The organism is Mesorhizobium sp. C268A, from assembly GCF_040324475.1.
In the GTDB taxonomy this organism is placed as follows: Bacteria; Pseudomonadota; Alphaproteobacteria; order Rhizobiales; family Rhizobiaceae; genus Mesorhizobium.
The window spans coordinates 239,742-255,841 of the sequence record NZ_JAMYVX010000001.1 but is presented as its reverse complement, the minus strand read 5'-3'; the positions used below and the strand labels follow the sequence as shown (position 1 = coordinate 255,841).

21 protein-coding genes are annotated in these 16,100 nt (G+C 64.3%); 20 read left to right on the top strand and 1 reads right to left on the bottom strand.

The features are described 5' to 3' along the window. Window positions 1-56: 56 nt before the first annotated feature. The 14 genes from NKL06_RS01290 (at window position 57) to NKL06_RS01225 (ending at window position 10,133) form a co-directional block, all read left to right on the top strand. Window positions 57-305, top strand: a complete 249-nt coding sequence (locus NKL06_RS01290; protein WP_084013101.1) for a transcriptional regulator domain-containing protein — start codon at window positions 57-59, stop codon at window positions 303-305. Beyond that, window positions 268-822, top strand: coding sequence for a DUF2285 domain-containing protein (locus tag NKL06_RS01285; RefSeq protein ID WP_023697509.1), 555 nt, complete (start codon window positions 268-270; stop codon window positions 820-822). The genes NKL06_RS01290 and NKL06_RS01285 overlap by 38 nt, the downstream gene beginning before the upstream one ends. A gap of 140 nt (window positions 823-962) precedes the next feature. Then, window positions 963-1,244, top strand: coding sequence for a helix-turn-helix transcriptional regulator (locus tag NKL06_RS01280; protein WP_023690466.1), 282 nt, complete (start codon window positions 963-965; stop codon window positions 1,242-1,244). A 17-nt stretch (window positions 1,245-1,261) separates the two neighbouring features. Further along, on the top strand, window positions 1,262-2,422 hold the full coding sequence (locus NKL06_RS01275; RefSeq protein WP_023690467.1) for a replication initiator protein A: 1,161 nt from the start codon (window positions 1,262-1,264) through the stop codon (window positions 2,420-2,422). Further along, window positions 2,419-2,661, top strand: coding sequence for a hypothetical protein (locus NKL06_RS01270; RefSeq protein WP_156936056.1), 243 nt, complete (start codon window positions 2,419-2,421; stop codon window positions 2,659-2,661). Before NKL06_RS01275 ends, NKL06_RS01270 begins: the two co-directional genes overlap by 4 nt. Further along, a complete protein-coding gene (locus tag NKL06_RS01265; RefSeq protein ID WP_023673524.1) occupies window positions 2,658-3,179 on the top strand; it encodes a DUF2840 domain-containing protein in 522 nt (173 codons plus the stop codon). The genes NKL06_RS01270 and NKL06_RS01265 overlap by 4 nt, the downstream gene beginning before the upstream one ends. Next, window positions 3,176-3,721 carry a S26 family signal peptidase gene (locus tag NKL06_RS01260; protein WP_023697510.1) on the top strand — a complete coding sequence of 182 codons (546 nt, stop codon included), beginning with the start codon at window positions 3,176-3,178 and terminating at the stop codon, window positions 3,719-3,721. Before NKL06_RS01265 ends, NKL06_RS01260 begins: the two co-directional genes overlap by 4 nt. Before the next feature lie 70 nt (window positions 3,722-3,791). After that, window positions 3,792-4,127, top strand: a complete 336-nt coding sequence (locus NKL06_RS01255) for a DUF736 domain-containing protein (protein WP_023690469.1) — start codon at window positions 3,792-3,794, stop codon at window positions 4,125-4,127. Between the two features lie 3 nt (window positions 4,128-4,130). After that, the gene (locus tag NKL06_RS01250; RefSeq protein ID WP_031210807.1) at window positions 4,131-4,901 is read left to right on the top strand and encodes a lytic transglycosylase domain-containing protein; all 771 of its coding nucleotides are present in this window, start codon (window positions 4,131-4,133) and stop codon (window positions 4,899-4,901) included. 243 nt (window positions 4,902-5,144) lie between these two features. Continuing rightward, complete coding sequence (locus NKL06_RS01245) at window positions 5,145-6,884, top strand: relaxase/mobilization nuclease domain-containing protein (RefSeq protein WP_023697513.1); 1,740 nt, start codon at window positions 5,145-5,147, stop codon at window positions 6,882-6,884. Window positions 6,885-6,910: 26 nt separating this feature from the next. Further along, window positions 6,911-8,896 (top strand): conjugal transfer protein TraG, encoded by a 1,986-nt coding sequence (locus tag NKL06_RS01240; RefSeq protein WP_023694922.1) that lies wholly within the window; start codon window positions 6,911-6,913, stop codon window positions 8,894-8,896. Between the two features lie 7 nt (window positions 8,897-8,903). Next, window positions 8,904-9,359, top strand: a complete 456-nt coding sequence (locus NKL06_RS01235; protein WP_023694923.1) for a ribbon-helix-helix domain-containing protein — start codon at window positions 8,904-8,906, stop codon at window positions 9,357-9,359. Window positions 9,360-9,471: 112 nt separating this feature from the next. Next, window positions 9,472-9,819: a type II toxin-antitoxin system RelE/ParE family toxin gene (locus NKL06_RS01230; protein ID WP_031198907.1), complete on the top strand. Its 348-nt coding sequence runs from the start codon at window positions 9,472-9,474 to the stop codon at window positions 9,817-9,819. Further along, window positions 9,816-10,133 carry a helix-turn-helix domain-containing protein gene (locus tag NKL06_RS01225; RefSeq protein WP_006338687.1) on the top strand — a complete coding sequence of 106 codons (318 nt, stop codon included), beginning with the start codon at window positions 9,816-9,818 and terminating at the stop codon, window positions 10,131-10,133. Before NKL06_RS01230 ends, NKL06_RS01225 begins: the two co-directional genes overlap by 4 nt. A gap of 223 nt (window positions 10,134-10,356) precedes the next feature. On the opposite strand, the gene NKL06_RS01220 is transcribed toward NKL06_RS01225, so the two are convergent. Next, on the bottom strand, window positions 10,357-10,485 hold the full coding sequence (locus NKL06_RS01220) for a hypothetical protein (RefSeq protein ID WP_023694925.1): 129 nt from the start codon (window positions 10,483-10,485) through the stop codon (window positions 10,357-10,359). Between the two features lie 343 nt (window positions 10,486-10,828). Between NKL06_RS01220 and trbB the strand changes: the two genes are divergently transcribed. From trbB to trbK-alt, 6 genes are read left to right on the top strand one after another with little or no spacing between them, the layout of a single operon-like run. After that, window positions 10,829-11,845 (top strand): P-type conjugative transfer ATPase TrbB, encoded by a 1,017-nt coding sequence (gene trbB, locus NKL06_RS01215; protein ID WP_031198906.1) that lies wholly within the window; start codon window positions 10,829-10,831, stop codon window positions 11,843-11,845. Continuing rightward, entirely contained in the window at window positions 11,842-12,174 is a 333-nt protein-coding gene (locus tag NKL06_RS01210) for a TrbC/VirB2 family type IV secretion system protein (RefSeq protein WP_023694927.1), read from the top strand. Before trbB ends, NKL06_RS01210 begins: the two co-directional genes overlap by 4 nt. Next, window positions 12,174-12,470 (top strand): VirB3 family type IV secretion system protein, encoded by a 297-nt coding sequence (locus NKL06_RS01205; RefSeq protein WP_023694928.1) that lies wholly within the window; start codon window positions 12,174-12,176, stop codon window positions 12,468-12,470. The genes NKL06_RS01210 and NKL06_RS01205 overlap by 1 nt, the downstream gene beginning before the upstream one ends. A gap of 14 nt (window positions 12,471-12,484) precedes the next feature. Further along, window positions 12,485-14,938: a conjugal transfer protein TrbE gene (trbE, locus tag NKL06_RS01200; RefSeq protein ID WP_352580031.1), complete on the top strand. Its 2,454-nt coding sequence runs from the start codon at window positions 12,485-12,487 to the stop codon at window positions 14,936-14,938. Beyond that, window positions 14,935-15,693, top strand: a complete 759-nt coding sequence (gene trbJ, locus NKL06_RS01195; protein WP_023715510.1) for a P-type conjugative transfer protein TrbJ — start codon at window positions 14,935-14,937, stop codon at window positions 15,691-15,693. The genes trbE and trbJ overlap by 4 nt, the downstream gene beginning before the upstream one ends. A gap of 10 nt (window positions 15,694-15,703) precedes the next feature. Further along, window positions 15,704-16,099: a putative entry exclusion protein TrbK-alt gene (gene trbK-alt, locus NKL06_RS01190; protein WP_023694931.1), complete on the top strand. Its 396-nt coding sequence runs from the start codon at window positions 15,704-15,706 to the stop codon at window positions 16,097-16,099. Window position 16,100 lies beyond the last annotated feature (1 nt).

The following is a 16,100-nucleotide window of genomic DNA, read 5'->3' as shown; positions in this document are numbered from 1 at the left end:
ACAACCCGGAATCGTTTGGAGGCGGGGTCTACGCGTTGTTTGCGAGGAGCTCTTGGATGAGGCCGGATACGTCGCATTGGCGAGACAATGCCAGCTATGATTATTTTGATACATTACCTATCGAAGGGCTCGCCTGGGAGTGTCTGCGGCGTCACCAACCCTATCAACGGCACTACCAAGCGCTCCTTACCACAAGATCCGAAAAAGCACCCTTCCACCCTGAGGCACAGCGGCAGTGGGGGTTGCGATTTCCCGGCCACGCCGGATTTGTCCGCCTTGGCGCAAGACGTTCTGTGGTCGCCTGACGTCGATCCAGCTGTGGTTTCTCTCGTGCCGGCGCCGGAATTCCTGTCGTCCTTGCGATCGGCGCCGTTGACCGGCCTGGGCGTGGTCCACGACAGCCCGGAAGGACGCCACACTGTCCATAGTGCAGGTGTCGTCACCCAACTTCTCCTTCTGCCCGGCAGTGACCCGCACGGTCACCTGGCGGCGCTGATCCCCTTGGACGCAGAAACATTGGGACGGATCGAAGCACTCACCCGTTTCTGGCGTTCGTTGCAGGGGCGCCCCAAACCTTCGGACACGCGGATGACCCCGCAGCAGCGCCGCCGCTTTCGTCTGATGATGCAGGCCGCTGACGGCCATTCGAATGGCGCGAGCTACCGCGACATTGCCGTCGCCCTTTACGGGTCTAAGCGCGTCGCTGCCGATCCCTGGAAAACTTCCGCACTGCGCGACGCGGTGATCGGCCTGGTCGAAGGTGCCACCGCCATGATCGGCGGTGGCTATTTGCAAATCCTGCGTCATCGCCGCCGATCCTAGCGGGTCTGGCCGCGCAAAAGGGGTGGAGTTTTAGCCCCCCTCAACTTCCCCATCCCTGACGAAGCTTACTCTCCGCCACCGTGGTCTCCGCCCACCGCTGAACGCCAGCGGCTGCCCAAGACCCCACGGAGGTTCGACCCATGCGACCCGATATCGCCGTTTTGCCGCCGCGCTTCCTGCGCACCAAGGAGGCCGCGGATTTCCTCAGCCTGTCCGCCCGCACGCTCGAAAAGCACCGGACCTATGGCACTGGTCCTTCCTACCGCAAGCTCGGCGGCCGTGTCGTCTATGCCGTCGACGATCTTCAGGCGTGGGCCGAACGCGGCGCTGTCACGTCTACATCCGATCCGCGGGGGTCGGTCCTGCCGGCCAAGCGTCACACGCCGACGCCGCCGACGCACGGCGGACGATACGCACGCTGACCGCGCGCGGATTTCCAATGGTGGCTCGAAACCAATCCCTTTCGGAGCGCGGGCAGCTCGACCTGTTCCGGGCGCTGCCTGGCGACTTCGCCCCACGAGACGCGCAGGATCTCATGGCCTATCCGTTCTTCTCCCTTTCCAAGACGCATCGCATCACCCCGATCGATTTTGCGGCCGGCAACGTCACGATCCGGGTCGAAGCCGTGCCCGATCATGGCATGGCGACCATCTGGGACGCCGACATCCTGATCTGGGCCGCAAGCCAGATCGTCGAGGCGCGCGACGCGGGCCTTCGCACCTCGCGCCTGATGGCCGCCACACCCTATGAGATTCTCACCTTCGTCGGCCGCGGCAAGAGCCTGCGCGACTATCAGCGCCTGAAGGCGGGGCTTGACCGGCTGCAGTCGACCACCGTCTCGACGACGATTCGTCAGCCCGCCGAAGGCCGGCGTCACCGCTTCTCATGGATCAATGAGTGGCAGGAGCGCATCGATCGCCATGGCAAACCCGCGGGGATCGAGTTGATCGTCCCCGACTGGTTCTACCAGGCAGTCCTCGATGACGCGCTCGTGCTGACGATCGACCGCGCTTATTTCGACCTGACTGGCGGGCTGGAGCGCTGGCTCTATCGGCTGGTGCGCAAGCACGGCGGACGCCAGCCCGACGGCTGGCGCTTCGACTTCCGTCACCTTCACCAGAAATCCGGCAGCCTGTCGCCCCACAAGCGCTTTGCCTTCGAGCTGCGCGACATCATCCGCCGCCAGCCGCTGCCCGGCTACACCCTTGCGCTGGAAGTGGAGATTGGCGGCCGGGTTCTGCTTGCCTTCGAGCGGATCGGCTCCTGTGGAAGGCCTGTGGACGGCCTCGTGCTATCGGGAACCGGACCTATCGTGCCATCGGGAACCGCAGGCTCGTGCTATCAGGAACCGAAACGGCGCCTAACCCTGGGAAAGCAAAGCCGAAATCGCGCCCTTAACTTAGACTCTAACCCAGATTCTAACTTTGAAGCGCGCGCGCAAGATGGGCAGAGGCTCGTACGGCGAGCCAGCCACGCACTCAGCGTAACCACCAACAACACCCCCAACACGTCGACGGTTTCTGGCGGTCGCATCACGGCAACCAGCGCTTCCGAAGGTCCGACTCCGCCGCTTGATCCGCGCTCGGGAGCCGCCCGATGAGCGCCGCACCCCTAAATCGAAAGAGCCGTGTCGGGAAGGCAACTTTGACGCTGCATCTCGCCGGTGAATTGGCCTGCAAGGGAAATCAGTTCGCGACCTTCGTCGTGCGCCCCACCACCGACATGACGACTCAGGAGCGCGCACGCATCGCCGCTTTCGAGAACGACGTCATCGTCGCCGAAACGCTGCGCGCGAGGCTCGCGCGCGAAATTCCCACCACATCAGGAGAACCGAAATGACTGGCATTGCGGCTCCCCGCACGCGCGGCGCATTCCCGGCCACGCACCACGCTGCCGATAATCTCGTCCATGTCGAACTGACCTGGGTCGAGAAGAGGATCGAGAACTGGATACGGTTCGGCACGCCCGCCCAGGAACAGATCGTCGATCGTCGCCGGCGGATCCTGTCCTATCGTCCCGGCGTGGTCTTCGCCTTCGTGCGATGGGCGGCGAACGACTTCGGAACGATCATCTCACGCATCGACATCGTGCGTGCGGTCGCGTCTGGCGAAGCCTATCAGACACTGCCCTTCGTGCGACCCGGCGGCGACATCCTGCTGAAGGTCGAGAGCTGGCCCAAGGTCGAACGCGTGCTGCAGGCGATTGACGCCATCCAGCGCCTCGGCATCGAGCCTGAGTTGGTGTCGCCTGATCATTGGCGGCACATCCACAACCGGATAACCGCCGGCAATGCGCCGCGCAGCTACACACTCGACCAACATCGTGCCTTCCTGCTGCGCAAGAGGACTGAGCCGTGACGCGCGCCGGGATCATCTTAGCCAGCGTTATCGCAACCATGGGCGTCGGTTATCCCGGCCTCACTTCGATGCCCGCGAAGCTCATCTGGAATGCGTCAGCCAGCGCACCGATCGGCTTCTACACGATCGACTTCGACGGACCCTTCGAGGTCGCCGATCTTGTGGCCGTCGACGCGCCCGAGCCGCTCGCGGCGTTCCTCGCCGATCGCGGCTATCTGCCGAGGGGCGTGCCACTCCTGAAGCGCATCCTTGGCGTATCGGGGCAACGGGTCTGTCGCTCGAACCTCACCATCACGGTCGATGGTATCGAGGCGGGGATGGCGTTGACGCGTGACCGGGCCGGTCGTGACCTGCCGGTCTGGCAGGGCTGCCGCCGCATCGCGAGCGGCGAAGTCTTCCTGATGAACCGGCATGTCCGCGACAGCTTCGACGGCCGCTACTTCGGCCTCCTCTCCACCAGACGGATCATCGGCCGCGCCGTTCCGCTGTGGACAGACGAGGACGGCAACGGCCGCTTCGAATGGCGCGCGCCAACGCGGTGAGCGCGCGACCAGCGGCGCGCGTCGTGGCGCCAGTCTTCATCACCGCACGACTCGAAAACAGGAGCCTGACATGCAACAGATCGGAGAATTCACGCGCCAGAAGACTGGCTATAGCGGGCGCATCCACACGCTCAGCCTCAACCTGGATATTGCCATTGTGGCGGCAGAGGCGAGCGAAACGGAGAATGCGCCTGACTACCGCATTCACGCCGCAAGCGAGGACGGCCCCGAGATCGGCGCCGGCTGGAAACGCTCCAGCGAAAAGGCCGGAGACTATGTCTCGATCCAGCTCGACGACCCGACCTTCGCGCAGCCGATACGCGCCAACCTCTTTCGCAATGGCGACGACAAGACGTCCTGGTCGCTGCACTGGGCGCGCCCGCGCGACCGTAGCGAGAAGGATTGAACGATGCGCGCTCGCCGTCCGTCGACGAGCCATCGCGGTGCGCCCGGGCCGCTTCGCGCTGCCTGGCGCATGGCTCTGCTCCTCCTTTGCGGCCTGTCCGTCGCGACCGTCATGCCGGCGGCAGTGGCGCAGGAAACACCTCTCACACGATCGTCGCAACGCGATCCGTTCGGCGCGCATATCGCAGAAGCCTCGCACCGCTTCGGCGTCCCGACCGCGCTGATCCGCGCCATCATGCGCAAGGAGAGTGCGGGCGATATGCGTGCCGTCTCCAGCGCAGGCGCCCGCGGCTTGATGCAGATCATGCCCGGAACATGGGATGACCTGCGCGCCCGCTGGTCGCTTGGCCGCGATCCATTCGATCCCCGGGACAACATCCTGGCTGGAACGGCGTACCTGCGCGAACTGCACGATCGCTTCGGCTCTCCGGGATTTCTGGCCGCCTACAATGCGGGACCTGCACGCTACCAGGCCTACCTCACTGGGCGTCCGTTACCGGCCGAGACCCGCGCCTATGTCGCCGCATTTGCGCCCCTGATCGGTGAAAGCGAGGGTATGCGCCCTTTCGCCGTTACGTCTGTCGAGGCCATTCCCTGGAAGCGCGGCTCGCTGTTCGTCGGTCAGCCGGATCGCAAACAAGCTGTCGCTCGGGTGCCAACCGAGCGACCACCAAATGACGCGAGCTCTGCGCCCACCGTGCGCGATGTGTCCGCCATCGTGCCGCTGTCCGAAGGCCTCTTCGTGGCGCGAGCGGGCGAAGGGATACAGCCATGAGCGCACATGGGCGTCTTTGCGCAACCGCAAGCTCCAGCGCACCATGGCGTGGGTGGAGGCGGAAAATGTGCAGAACAACCGAAGGATGGCGAGATAAAAGGCCGCGAGGTGCGGCGTCGATCGGTTGTGCTGTTTCAAGAGGTTATGTGGCATTTCCGCGAGGTGCGAACAAGTGGCGCACCTCGCCGGAACACCGTTTCACCTGTGATTTCGGTGCCTTGAGACGATGTGCGGATCTTCACGATGACTGACGAGGATGGTTTCCGCATCCGGCCCGGCCGCATCCGCTCGCCCAGTGCCCAGCGCGCCAGGCCCTTCATCGCGCAGGCGCTTGCCGCCGCCCGGAAGGCCGGCGCCCGCATCTCTCGCTCCGGCCGGATCAGCCCGGGCAATCGCTCGACCTTCGGGCGTGGCCGCTCGGCGAGCGTGCGCGCCAATCGTCTCCTCACCGGCCGCTCGCGAGCCGTGATCATCAAGACACGGCTGGTGCGCCATCACGCGCGCGGCGCCCCGCTTGCCGCTCATCTCACCTATCTGCGCCGCGAGGGCGTCACCCGGGACGGGGAGAAGGCAAGGCTGTTCGGGCCGGAGGACGGGGAGGTGGATGGCGGTGCTTTTGCCGAGCGGTGCGGCGATGATCGGCACCACTTCCGTTTCATCGTCTCGCCGGAAGATGCCGTCGACATGGCGGACCTCAAATCCTTCGCCCGCGATCTGATGGGTCAGATGGAAAAGGACCTCGGCACGAAACTGGATTGGGCTGGCGTCGATCACTGGAACACCGACAATCCGCACCTTCACATCATCCTGCGCGGCCGCACTGATGACGGGCAGGATCTCGTGATCTCCCGCGATTACATCAAGGAGGGAATGCGCGCCCGCGCCGCCGACCTCGTTACCCAGGAGCTCGGCCCGCGCACCGATCTCGACATCCGCCGCAATCTGCAGCGTCAGGTCGAGGCCGAACGTTGGACCCAGCTTGACCGGCAGCTTGTTCGCGATTGCCGCGACACAGGCGTTGTCGATCTTGCGTCCCCGGCGAGCGCTCAGCCCGATGAGTATCACGTGCTGAAGGTCGGGCGGGCGCGCAAGCTCGAAACGCTTGGCCTTGCCGAACAGGTCGGCCCAGGCCAATGGAGGATCGACGAAAAGGCCGAGGCGACGCTGCGCGAGCTTGGCGAACGCGGTGACATCATCAAGCGGATGCACCGCGCCCTGACAGAACAGGGCATCGAGCGCGGGTCGGCGACCTATGTGCTCGCGGCGGAGCGCCTCGACACGCCAATCGTCGGTCGGCTGGTCGACCGTGGTCTCGATGACGAGTTGAAGGGCAGTGCCTACGCCGTGATCGATGGCACCGACGGCCGCACCCATCACATCAAGCTGTCCGATCTCGATGCCGCCGGCGACAGCGCTCCGGGTTCCATCGTTGAGCTGCGCAAGTTCCATGACGCGCAGGGACATGGGCGCGCAGCACTCGCTGTCCGTTCCGATCTCGATATTGAGCGGCAGGTTACCGCCGCCGGCGCCACCTGGCTCGATCGCCAGAACATCGCCCGCGAACCGACTGCGTTGTCGGAAGGCGGCTTCGGCGCCGAGGTGCGGCAGGCGATGCAGCTCCGTGCCGACCACCTCGTCCAACGGGGCCTCGGCGAGCGGCATGGCCAACGCACAACCTTCACCCGCAACCTGATAGACACGCTGCGTCGCTGCGAGTTGGAGGCGCTCGGCGAAAAGCTCTCGGCCGAAACCGGCCAGCCGTTCAACCGCGTTCGCAGTGGTGAGTTTGTGGCCGGTTCCTACCGGCAACGTTTCACGCTCGCCTCCGGCCGCTTCGCCATGATCGATGACGGCCTCGGTTTCCAACTGGTGCCTTGGACGCCGTCCCTGGAAAAACATCTTGGCAGCCACGTCTCTGGCGTCGCTCGCAATGACGACGGCATCGACTGGAGTTTTGGCCGCAAGCGAGGCCTCGGCATCTAGTCTCAATTTGAAGAAAGGACTGCAGCATGTCCGCCACCAAAATTCTCTGGGGCCAGATCCTCGCCGTCTTGATGATCGTACTGTTCACGACCTGGGGCGCGACGGAGTGGGTGGCCTGGCGCCTGGCATTCCAGCCCGAGCTGGGCAGGCCATGGTTCCGTGTCCTGGGCTTTCCGTTCTACCTTCCGCCGTCATTCTTCTGGTGGTGGTATGGCTTCGATGCCTACGCGCCGTCGATCTTCGTAGAGGGAGCCTTTATCGCGGCTTTCGGCGGTTTCGCCTGCGTCGCCGTCGCCATCGGCATGTCGGTCTGGCGGGCTCGAGAGGCCAAGAAGGTCGAGACCTACGGCTCCGCCCGCTGGGCCGACAAGCAGGAGGTCAAGGCAACGGGCCTTCTCGGCTCCGATGGGGTGGTGCTTGGGCGCTTTGACGGCGCCTATCTGCGCCACGATGGACCGGAGCATGTGCTGTGCTTTGCGCCCACACGTTCGGGCAAGGGTGTCGGCCTGGTCGTCCCGTCGCTGCTGACCTGGCCGAGCTCCGCCGTCGTTCACGATATCAAGGGCGAAAACTGGCAGCTCACCGCAGGCTTCCGCGCCAGGCATGGCCGTGTCCTGCTGTTCGATCCAACCAATCCGAAATCCTCATCCTACAACCCGCTGCTAGAGGTGCGCCGCGGCGAATGGGAAGTCCGAGACGTTCAAAACATTGCCGACATCCTGGTCGATCCCGAAGGCTCGCTTGAGAGGCGAAACCATTGGGAGAAAACCAGCCATGCCCTGCTGGTCGGCGCGATCCTGCACGTCCTCTACGCCGAGCCGGACAAGACGCTTGCTGGCGTGGCCGGTTTCCTCTCCGATCCAAAGCGGCCGATCGAATCGACGCTGTCCGCGATGATGAAAACTGCGCATCTGGGTGACGCGGGTCCACACCCGGTCATCGCCAGCGCCGCGCGAGAGCTGTTGAACAAATCAGACAACGAGCGCTCCGGCGTGCTGTCCACCGCCATGTCATTTCTTGGCCTTTATCGCGATCCTGTCGTGGCCGAGGTCACGCGCCGCTGCGACTGGCGCATCAGCGACCTCGTCGACGACAAGCATCCAACGACACTCTACCTCGTCGTGCCGCCGTCCGACATCAACCGGACCAAGCCGCTCATTCGCCTGATCCTCAATCAGATCGGTCGCCGCTTGACGGAAGATCTGCAGGTGAGGGCGAAAGGGCACCGGCTGCTTTTGATGCTCGACGAGTTCCCGGCGCTTGGCCGCCTCGACTTCTTCGAGTCGGCGCTCGCCTTCATGGCCGGCTACGGGCTGAAAAGCTTCCTGATCGCTCAATCCCTCAACCAGATCGAGAGGGCGTACGGCGCCAACAACTCGATCCTGGACAGTTGCCATGTCCGGGTAAGCTTTGCCACCAATGATGAGCGCACCGCCAAGCGCGTGTCCGACGCGCTGGGAACAGCGACCGAGATGAGGGCCATGAGGAACTATGCCGGCCACCGGCTGTCGCCGTGGCTCGGTCATCTCATGGTCTCCCGCTCGGAGACGGCTCGCCCGCTGCTCACGCCGGGTGAAGTCATGCAGCTGCCGGCGACCGACGAGATCGTCATGGTCGCGGGTGCACCGCCGATCCGCGCCAAAAAGGCGCGCTATCATGAGGATGCTCGCTTCCAGGAACGTATCCTGCCGCCGCCGGTGCTGAAGGCGGCGGCGGAGGAGGGGAGGCCCGACGACTGGACGAAACTGCCGCTGCCTTCCCGTCCGCAGATTGCTGAAGCCATGTCGGCGCCGTTGGCCACGGATGACGACACAACTGATTCCGAGCGTCGTCGGCAACCCGAGCTCAGTCGCGTCGATCAGGTCGTGAAGCCTTCGACCGAGAACGAATTCGAGATCGATCACCTGGACGACGTGGAAGACGAGGCTGCCCGCAACCGTCGACTGACGCGTCTGATGCAGGGCATTGCGCGGCAGGCGTCACTCGACCCCGGCGACGGCGTGGATATGTGAGGCTGCCATGGTAAAGCCGCCCCGCAAACAACGCCTGTCCGTCTATCTCGATCCGAAGGTCATGAGCAGGCTGGCCGAACATGCGGCGCGACGAGATTTTTCACGGTCGCTCGTCGCTGAGGCGGCCATCGAGTCGTTCCTCTCACCCGATGCCGCCGAGCGACAGGAGGCGGCGATCACCAAGCGGCTTGACCAGCTCGATCGCCGTATGACACGCCAGGAGCGCGATGTCGCAATTGCCGTGGAGACGCTCGCTGTTTTCGTCCGCTTCTGGCTGGCGACAACACCAGCGTTGCCCGAGCCTGCGGCGCAGGCAGCCCACGCCAAGGCTGGCGAGCGCTATGATGCCTTCGTCACAGCGCTCGGCCGGCGCCTGGCGAAAGGTCCAAAGCTCCGACAGGAAATCTCCGAGGATATCGATGGCGGCCTGGACACAAACCAGCCCGGCAGGCCCGTGGGCTAAATGGACGGGCGGACTGAGATTTTACAAGCCTCGATCAGGATTCTTCGTTGAAAAGTATAGTCTGTATGCTATAAGGCGAGGGCGAATGAAAAACCAAAAGCCCGCAGTATGGATGGGGTCGTCGAAGGGCGACCTGCGCGGGTTTCCGGTCGATGTTCGCCGGTTGATGGGTGTCGCAATCAACGACGCGCAGAATGGTGAGGAGCACCCGGCTGTCAAGGCCCTGAAGGGCTTTGGGGGCCGCAGCGTCCTCGAGGTGGTCGACGACTTCGACGGAGATACCTATCGGGCCGTCTATGCCGTGCGCTTTGCCGGGGTGATCTACGTGCTTCATTGCTTCCACAAGAAGTCGAAGAAGGGCAGGGAGACACCCAAGCACGAAATCGATCTCGTGACAGTGCGATTGAAGGCGGCCGAGGCTCACTACCGCGAAAACTATGGGAAAGGAACAAAGTCATGACAGAAGACATCACCGCCGAAGTGAGCAGCGGCAACGTGTTTGCGGACCTCGGCTTTGACAATCCCGAAGAGGAATTGCTCAAGGCCAAGCTGGCCCGCGAGATCCGCGCCATTATCAAGCGCCGGCGCCTGACCCAGGCGAAGTCGGCTGAACTGCTCGGAATGAAGCAGCCCGACGTCTCCGCGATCGCGACCGGGCGCACGGGGAAGTTTTCAATAGACAGGCTGGTTCGCTGTCTGGACCGGCTCGACTACAAGGTCGACGTGGTGGTTCGCCACAAGCCTCGACGGTCAACTCGTGCTGAAGCCGCTTGATCAAACAGCTTTGCCTACGAGCGGACAATTGATTGTCCAGGTTTGGATGGGCGCCACCGCAACAGGACGGTAGGATTAGCGAAAAGCACGCACGAAGGTGGGCACCCTTCGTCAGACCTACGGCGACAATTTCGCAGCTGGGCTTCGCAGCGACTTCGAGGCTATCGACGGTGTTGCAGCGCGCCAGCGTCGGCTCTCTAAGCCCCGGACCTAAGGCGCGCGCTTAGACCTCAATCCAAGCGTAGGCGGCACCAAAGATCCCGAGCGTCAGAGCAATAAACCAAGCCCATCCCTTCAACGAGGCGCGCACGTCTTCAGGCTTTGCGCCTTTTTCGTTGTCGTAGTCGTCCATAATCAGGCTCCATGTTTTCGATCTTGGCCGGGTACAAAATCAAGAGACGCTGGGCAACCCTCGCAGCTGTCGCAGCGGATTCGCCTTTGTACGGCGTGACATGCGCAGTCTAATACGTGGATTACGGGTCCCGTCCTGTCGAGGACCATAATATAATCGCCGTACCTAAAGCAGAACTAATAATGGCCGCCTTGCGCCGTTTACGTCGGCACCGCCAATCTCCTGTATTTGCACGCTACGTCACTACGCCTCGACATAGGTGTTGAAACCACTCGAGATACGGCTCTCTTAATCATCCCCGTCCAGGGGCCGCCGATGTTCCCCGGATCGAAACGGGGACAGGATGGCAGCTTCGCCTCACAATTCAGAAGGTCTGGCTCGCGGCGCACGCATGTTGCGCACAGCGCTCGGACCCGCGATCGCGCGCTATCTCGACGACGCCGGCATCGTCGAGGTGATGCTCAATCCCGATGGGCGTTTGTGGATCGATCGCCTGTCCGAGGGTTTGTCCGACACAGGAGAGCGCCTGTCGGCGGCGGACGGCGAACGCATCGTTCGCCTCGTCGCTCATCATGTCGGTGCCGAAGTCCATGCCGGCGCCCCACGCGTCTCGGCGGAGTTGCCCGAGACGGGCGAGCGCTTCGAGGGGCTTCTTCCTCCCGTCGTCGCGGCGCCCGCCTTCGCGATCCGCAAGCCCGCCGTCGCCATCTTCACCCTTGAGGACTATGTCGCGGCCGGGATTATGTCGGCGCGCCAGGCGGACACGCTGCGCCAGGGCGTTGCCAACCGCGCCAACATTCTCGTTGCAGGCGGCACCTCCACGGGCAAGACCACGCTGATCAACGCGCTGCTCGCTGAAGTGGCCAAGACCGCCGATCGCGTCGTCATCATCGAGGATACGCGCGAACTGCAATGCGCCGCGCCAAATCTCGTGGCAATGCGCACGAAAGACGGCGTCGCGTCTCTATCTGATCTTGTCCGCTCATCGTTGCGCCTGCGCCCCGACCGCATCCCGGTCGGCGAGGTGCGCGGGTCCGAGGCGCTCGAACTGCTCAAGGCCTGGGGCACCGGCCATCCCGGCGGCCTCGGCACGATCCACGCCGGCAGCGCCATTGGCGCGCTCCGCCGCATGGAACAGCTCATCCAGGAAGCCGTCGTCACGGTTCCACGCGCTCTGATCGCCGAAACGATCGACCTGGTTGCCGTCCTTTCCGGCCGCGGTTCCGCGCGCCGGCTGTCCGAACTCGCCCGTGTCGATGGCCTGCGCCCGGACAGTGATTACCGGGTCGCGCCAGCCGTCCTCGATGGCGACGAGGGCCCGACCTTGCTCGTCCAAAACCCTGAAGGAGAAAATCCATGATCCAACGCCTGCGCCTCACGCGCCATCGTCTCGCCATGACAGTTACGGGTGCCACGCTCATCCTGGTGATGGCCGCGCCCGCCCATGCCTCCGGCTCGTCGATGCCGTGGGAACAACCGCTGCAACAGATCCTCCAGTCGATCGAAGGCCCGGTTGCCAAGATCATGGCGGTGATCATCATCATCGTCACCGGCCTGACACTCGCCTTCGGCGACACGTCGGGCGGCTTCCGCCGGCTCATCCAGATCGTGTTCGGCCTGTCCATCGCTTTCGCGGCGTCGAGCTTCTTCCTGTCGTTCTTCTCGTTCGGCGGCGGAGCGCTGGTCTGATGGCGGGCGCTGTCGAACAGAGCGGCCCAATGCCGGACTACGCAGTGCCGGGTTATGCGGTCCTCGTGCACCGGGCGCTGACCGAGCCGATCCTGCTCGGTGGCGCCCCGCGCGCCATTGCCATCATGAACGGGACGCTCGCGGGCGCCGTGGGGCTGGGACTGCGTCTCTGGCTCGTCGGCGTCGCCATCTGGGCCATCGGCCATGTCGCCGCCGTCTGGGCCGCCAAGCGCGATCCGCTTTTCGTCGACGTCGTTCGCCGGCATTTGCGCATCCCAGCGCATCTCACTGTTTGAGCGAGGTCGCACCGATGATGAACCTTGCCGAATATCGCAACCGTAGCAGCCGGCTCGCCGACTTCCTACCCTGGGTGGCATTGGTCGGCGCCGGCGTCGTCCTCAACAAGGATGGCAGCTTCCAGCGGACCGCGCGCTTTCGCGGCCCCGATCTCGACAGCGCCGTTCCGGCCGAACTGATTGCCGTCGCCGGCCGGCTCAACAATGCCTTCCGCCGTCTCGGCTCCGGCTGGGCGATCTTCGTCGAAGCGCAGCGCCATGCCTCGACCCGCTATCCCGACAGCAGCTTTCCGGATGCGGCCTCCACGCTAGTCGATGCGGAGCGAAAGGCGGGCTTCGAGGAGGCCGGCGCGCATTTCGAGTCCAGCTACTTCCTGACGCTCACCTATCTTGCGCCCGCCGAAGACACCGCCCGCGCGGAAAGCTGGCTCTACGAAGGCCGCGAGAAGAAGGGCCTCGACCCCAACGCGGCGCTGACCGGGTTCACTGACCGCAGCGACCGCGTCTTGCGCCTTGTCGAAGCCTTCATGCCGGAGTGCCGCTGGCTCGATGACGCCGAGACGCTGACCTATCTGCATGGCTGCGTCTCGACCAATCGCCACCGTGTCCGCGTTCCCGAAACGCCGATGTATCTCGACGCCATGCTGGCCGACCAGCCGCTGACCGGCGGGCTCGAGCCGCGGCTTGGCGCGTCGCATCTGCGCATTCTCACGGTCACGGGATTCCCGACCGCAACCACGCCGGGTCTGCTCGACGAACTGAACCGGCTGGCGTTTCCGTATCGCTGGTCGACACGCGCGATCCTGCTCGACAAGACCGATGCCACCAGGCTGCTGACGAAGATCCGGCGTCAATGGTTCGCCAAGCGCAAGTCAGTGGCGGCGATCCTCAAGGAGGTGATGACCAACGAGGCGTCCGTCCTCGTGGACACCGACGCCGCAAACAAGGCCGCCGATGCCGACATGGCGCTGCAGGAACTCGGCGCCGACTATGCCGGCATGGCCTATGTCACCGCGACGGTGACGGTGTGGGACGATGATCCCAACATCGCCGACGAAAAACTGCGCCTGGTCGAAAAGGTCATCCAGGGCCGCGACTTTACGGCGATTATTGAAACCATCAACGCCGTCGACGCGTGGCTCGGCAGCCTGCCGGGTCATGTTTATGCCAACGTCCGTCAACCTCCCATCTCCACGCTCAATCTCGCCCACATCATTCCGCTTTCCGCGGTGTGGGCGGGGTCGGAACGGGACGAGCATTTTGCAGCGCCCCCTCTGCTCTTCGGCAAGACCGAAGGCTCGACCCCGTTCCGGCTTTCGCTTCACGTCGGTGACGTCGGCCACACGCTGATCGTCGGCCCGACCGGCGCGGGCAAGTCCGTGCTCTTGGCACTGATGGCGCTGCAGTTCCGCCGCTATCCAGGGTCACAGGTTTTCGCCTTTGATTTCGGCGGCTCGATCCGCGCGGCGGCACTCGCCATGGGCGGCGACTGGCATGATCTCGGCGGCGATCTCAGCGATGGGGCGATCGACAGTGTCAGCCTTCAGCCGTTCGCCCGCATTCACGATGTCCCCGAGCGCGCCTGGGCCGCCGACTGGATCGTTGCGATCCTGACGCGCGAGAATGTGACGATCACCCCTGAGGTCAAGGAGCATATCTGGACGGCGTTGAGTTCGCTGGCGTCCGCGCCTGTCGCGGAGCGCACCATCACCGGTCTGGTCGTGCTGCTGCAATCAAATGACCTCAAGCAGGCATTGCGCCCCTATTGCGTCGGGGGTCCCCATGGCCGGTTGCTCGATGCCGAGCGCGAGCATCTCGGATCGGCGTCGGTCCAGGCATTCGAAACCGAAGGACTGATCGGAACGGGCGCTGCGCCCGCGGTGCTATCCTATCTCTTCCATCGCATCGAGGACCGGCTCGATGGCTCGCCAACGCTTCTCATCATCGACGAAGGCTGGCTTGCGCTGGACGATGAGGGTTTTGCTGGCCAGCTCCGCGAATGGCTGAAGACGCTGCGCAAGAAGAACGCCAGCGTGATCTTCGCCACGCAGTCGCTCAGCGACATCGATGGTTCGGCAATCGCGCCCGCGATCATCGAGAGCTGCCAGACCCGGCTTCTGCTGCCGAACGAGCGCGCCATCGAGCCGCAGATCACGGCGATCTATCGCCGCTTCGGCCTCAACGACCGGCAGATCGAGATCATCGCGCGGGCGATGCCGAAGCGCGACTATTACTGCCAGTCCCGTCGCGGCAACCGGCTGTTCGAGCTGGGACTGTCGGATGTGGCGCTCGCGCTTTGCGCCGTATCCGCGAAGACCGACCAGGCCGCGATCTCCCGCATCGTCGCTGAGCACGGCCGCGACGGGTTCCTCGCTGCCTGGCTTAGCCACCGTGGCGTCGGCTGGGCCGCTGAACTGGTTCCCGCCCTAACCAGCCCCGCCCTCACCAACAAGGAGAAGTCCCCATGAAACTGCACCGCTCCCTTGGCATGCGGCTCGCTGCCGCCCTGCTTGTCGCTCCCGCCGCGCTCTCGCCCATGCTGGCAACGCCCGCACAGGCCTTGATCGTTTTCGATCCCTCGAACTATTCGCAAAACGTCCTGACGGCAGCGCGCTCGCTCGAGCAGATCACCAACCAGATCACCTCGCTTCAGAACCAGGCGCAGATGCTCATCAACCAGGCCCGCAATCTCGCAAGCTTGCCGTTCTCCTCGCTGCAACAGCTCCAGCAGTCAGTGCAGCGTACGCAGCAATTGCTCGGTCAAGCGCAGAACGTAGCCTACGACGTGCAGCAGATCGATCAGGCCTTCCAGCAGAAATATGGCAACGTCTCGCTGTCGGCTTCGGATCAGCAACTCGTCGCCGACGCGCGCTCGCGCTGGGGCAACACGGTTGGTGGCCTTCAGGATGCCATGCGTGTGCAGGCGGGAGTCGTCGGCAACATCGACACCAATCGAACGCAGATGTCGGCGCTGGTCGGCCAAAGCCAGGGTGCGACCGGAGCGCTTCAGGCAACACAGGCCGGCAACCAGCTCCTCGCGCTTCAGGCGCAGCAGCTCGCCGATCTCACCGCTGTCGTCGCCGCGAACGGTCGGGCGCAAGCGTTGCAATCGGCCGAACAGGCCACCGCTGCCGACCAGGGCCGAGAGCAGCGCCGGCGCTTCCTGACGCAGGGCTCGGGCTACCAGCCCGGCAGTGCGCAGATGTTCTATGGCAAGAACTGAGGTCGGCGCGATGGAAGGCAAGCTCCTCGCTCGCATCGGCGCGGTCATCTTCATCGCGGTCGCTTTGACAGTGACCGCAATCGAGATGAGCAGCGAGGACGACGAGCCTGACGCCCTTGCGACGGGGGACCGTTCCGTCGCGCCACAACACCCACTCGCGGCCGAATTGCGCCGCTGTTCCGGGATCGGCGAGGCCGGTCCTCGCGATCCCGGCTGTCTGAAAGCGTGGGCAGCCAGCCGGCGCCGGTTTCTCGGTCAACGTGACTCGGCAACCGCGCCTGCTCCGCTAGCGCCGACAACGCTGTTTCCGAATGTGCCGCCGTCAGCCGACCGGAAAGAAGGGAAGCGGGCGGATGTGACCGCTCCCGCGATGCAGGTCGAGCCGCCCCGGCCGGAGGCTCGCTGAC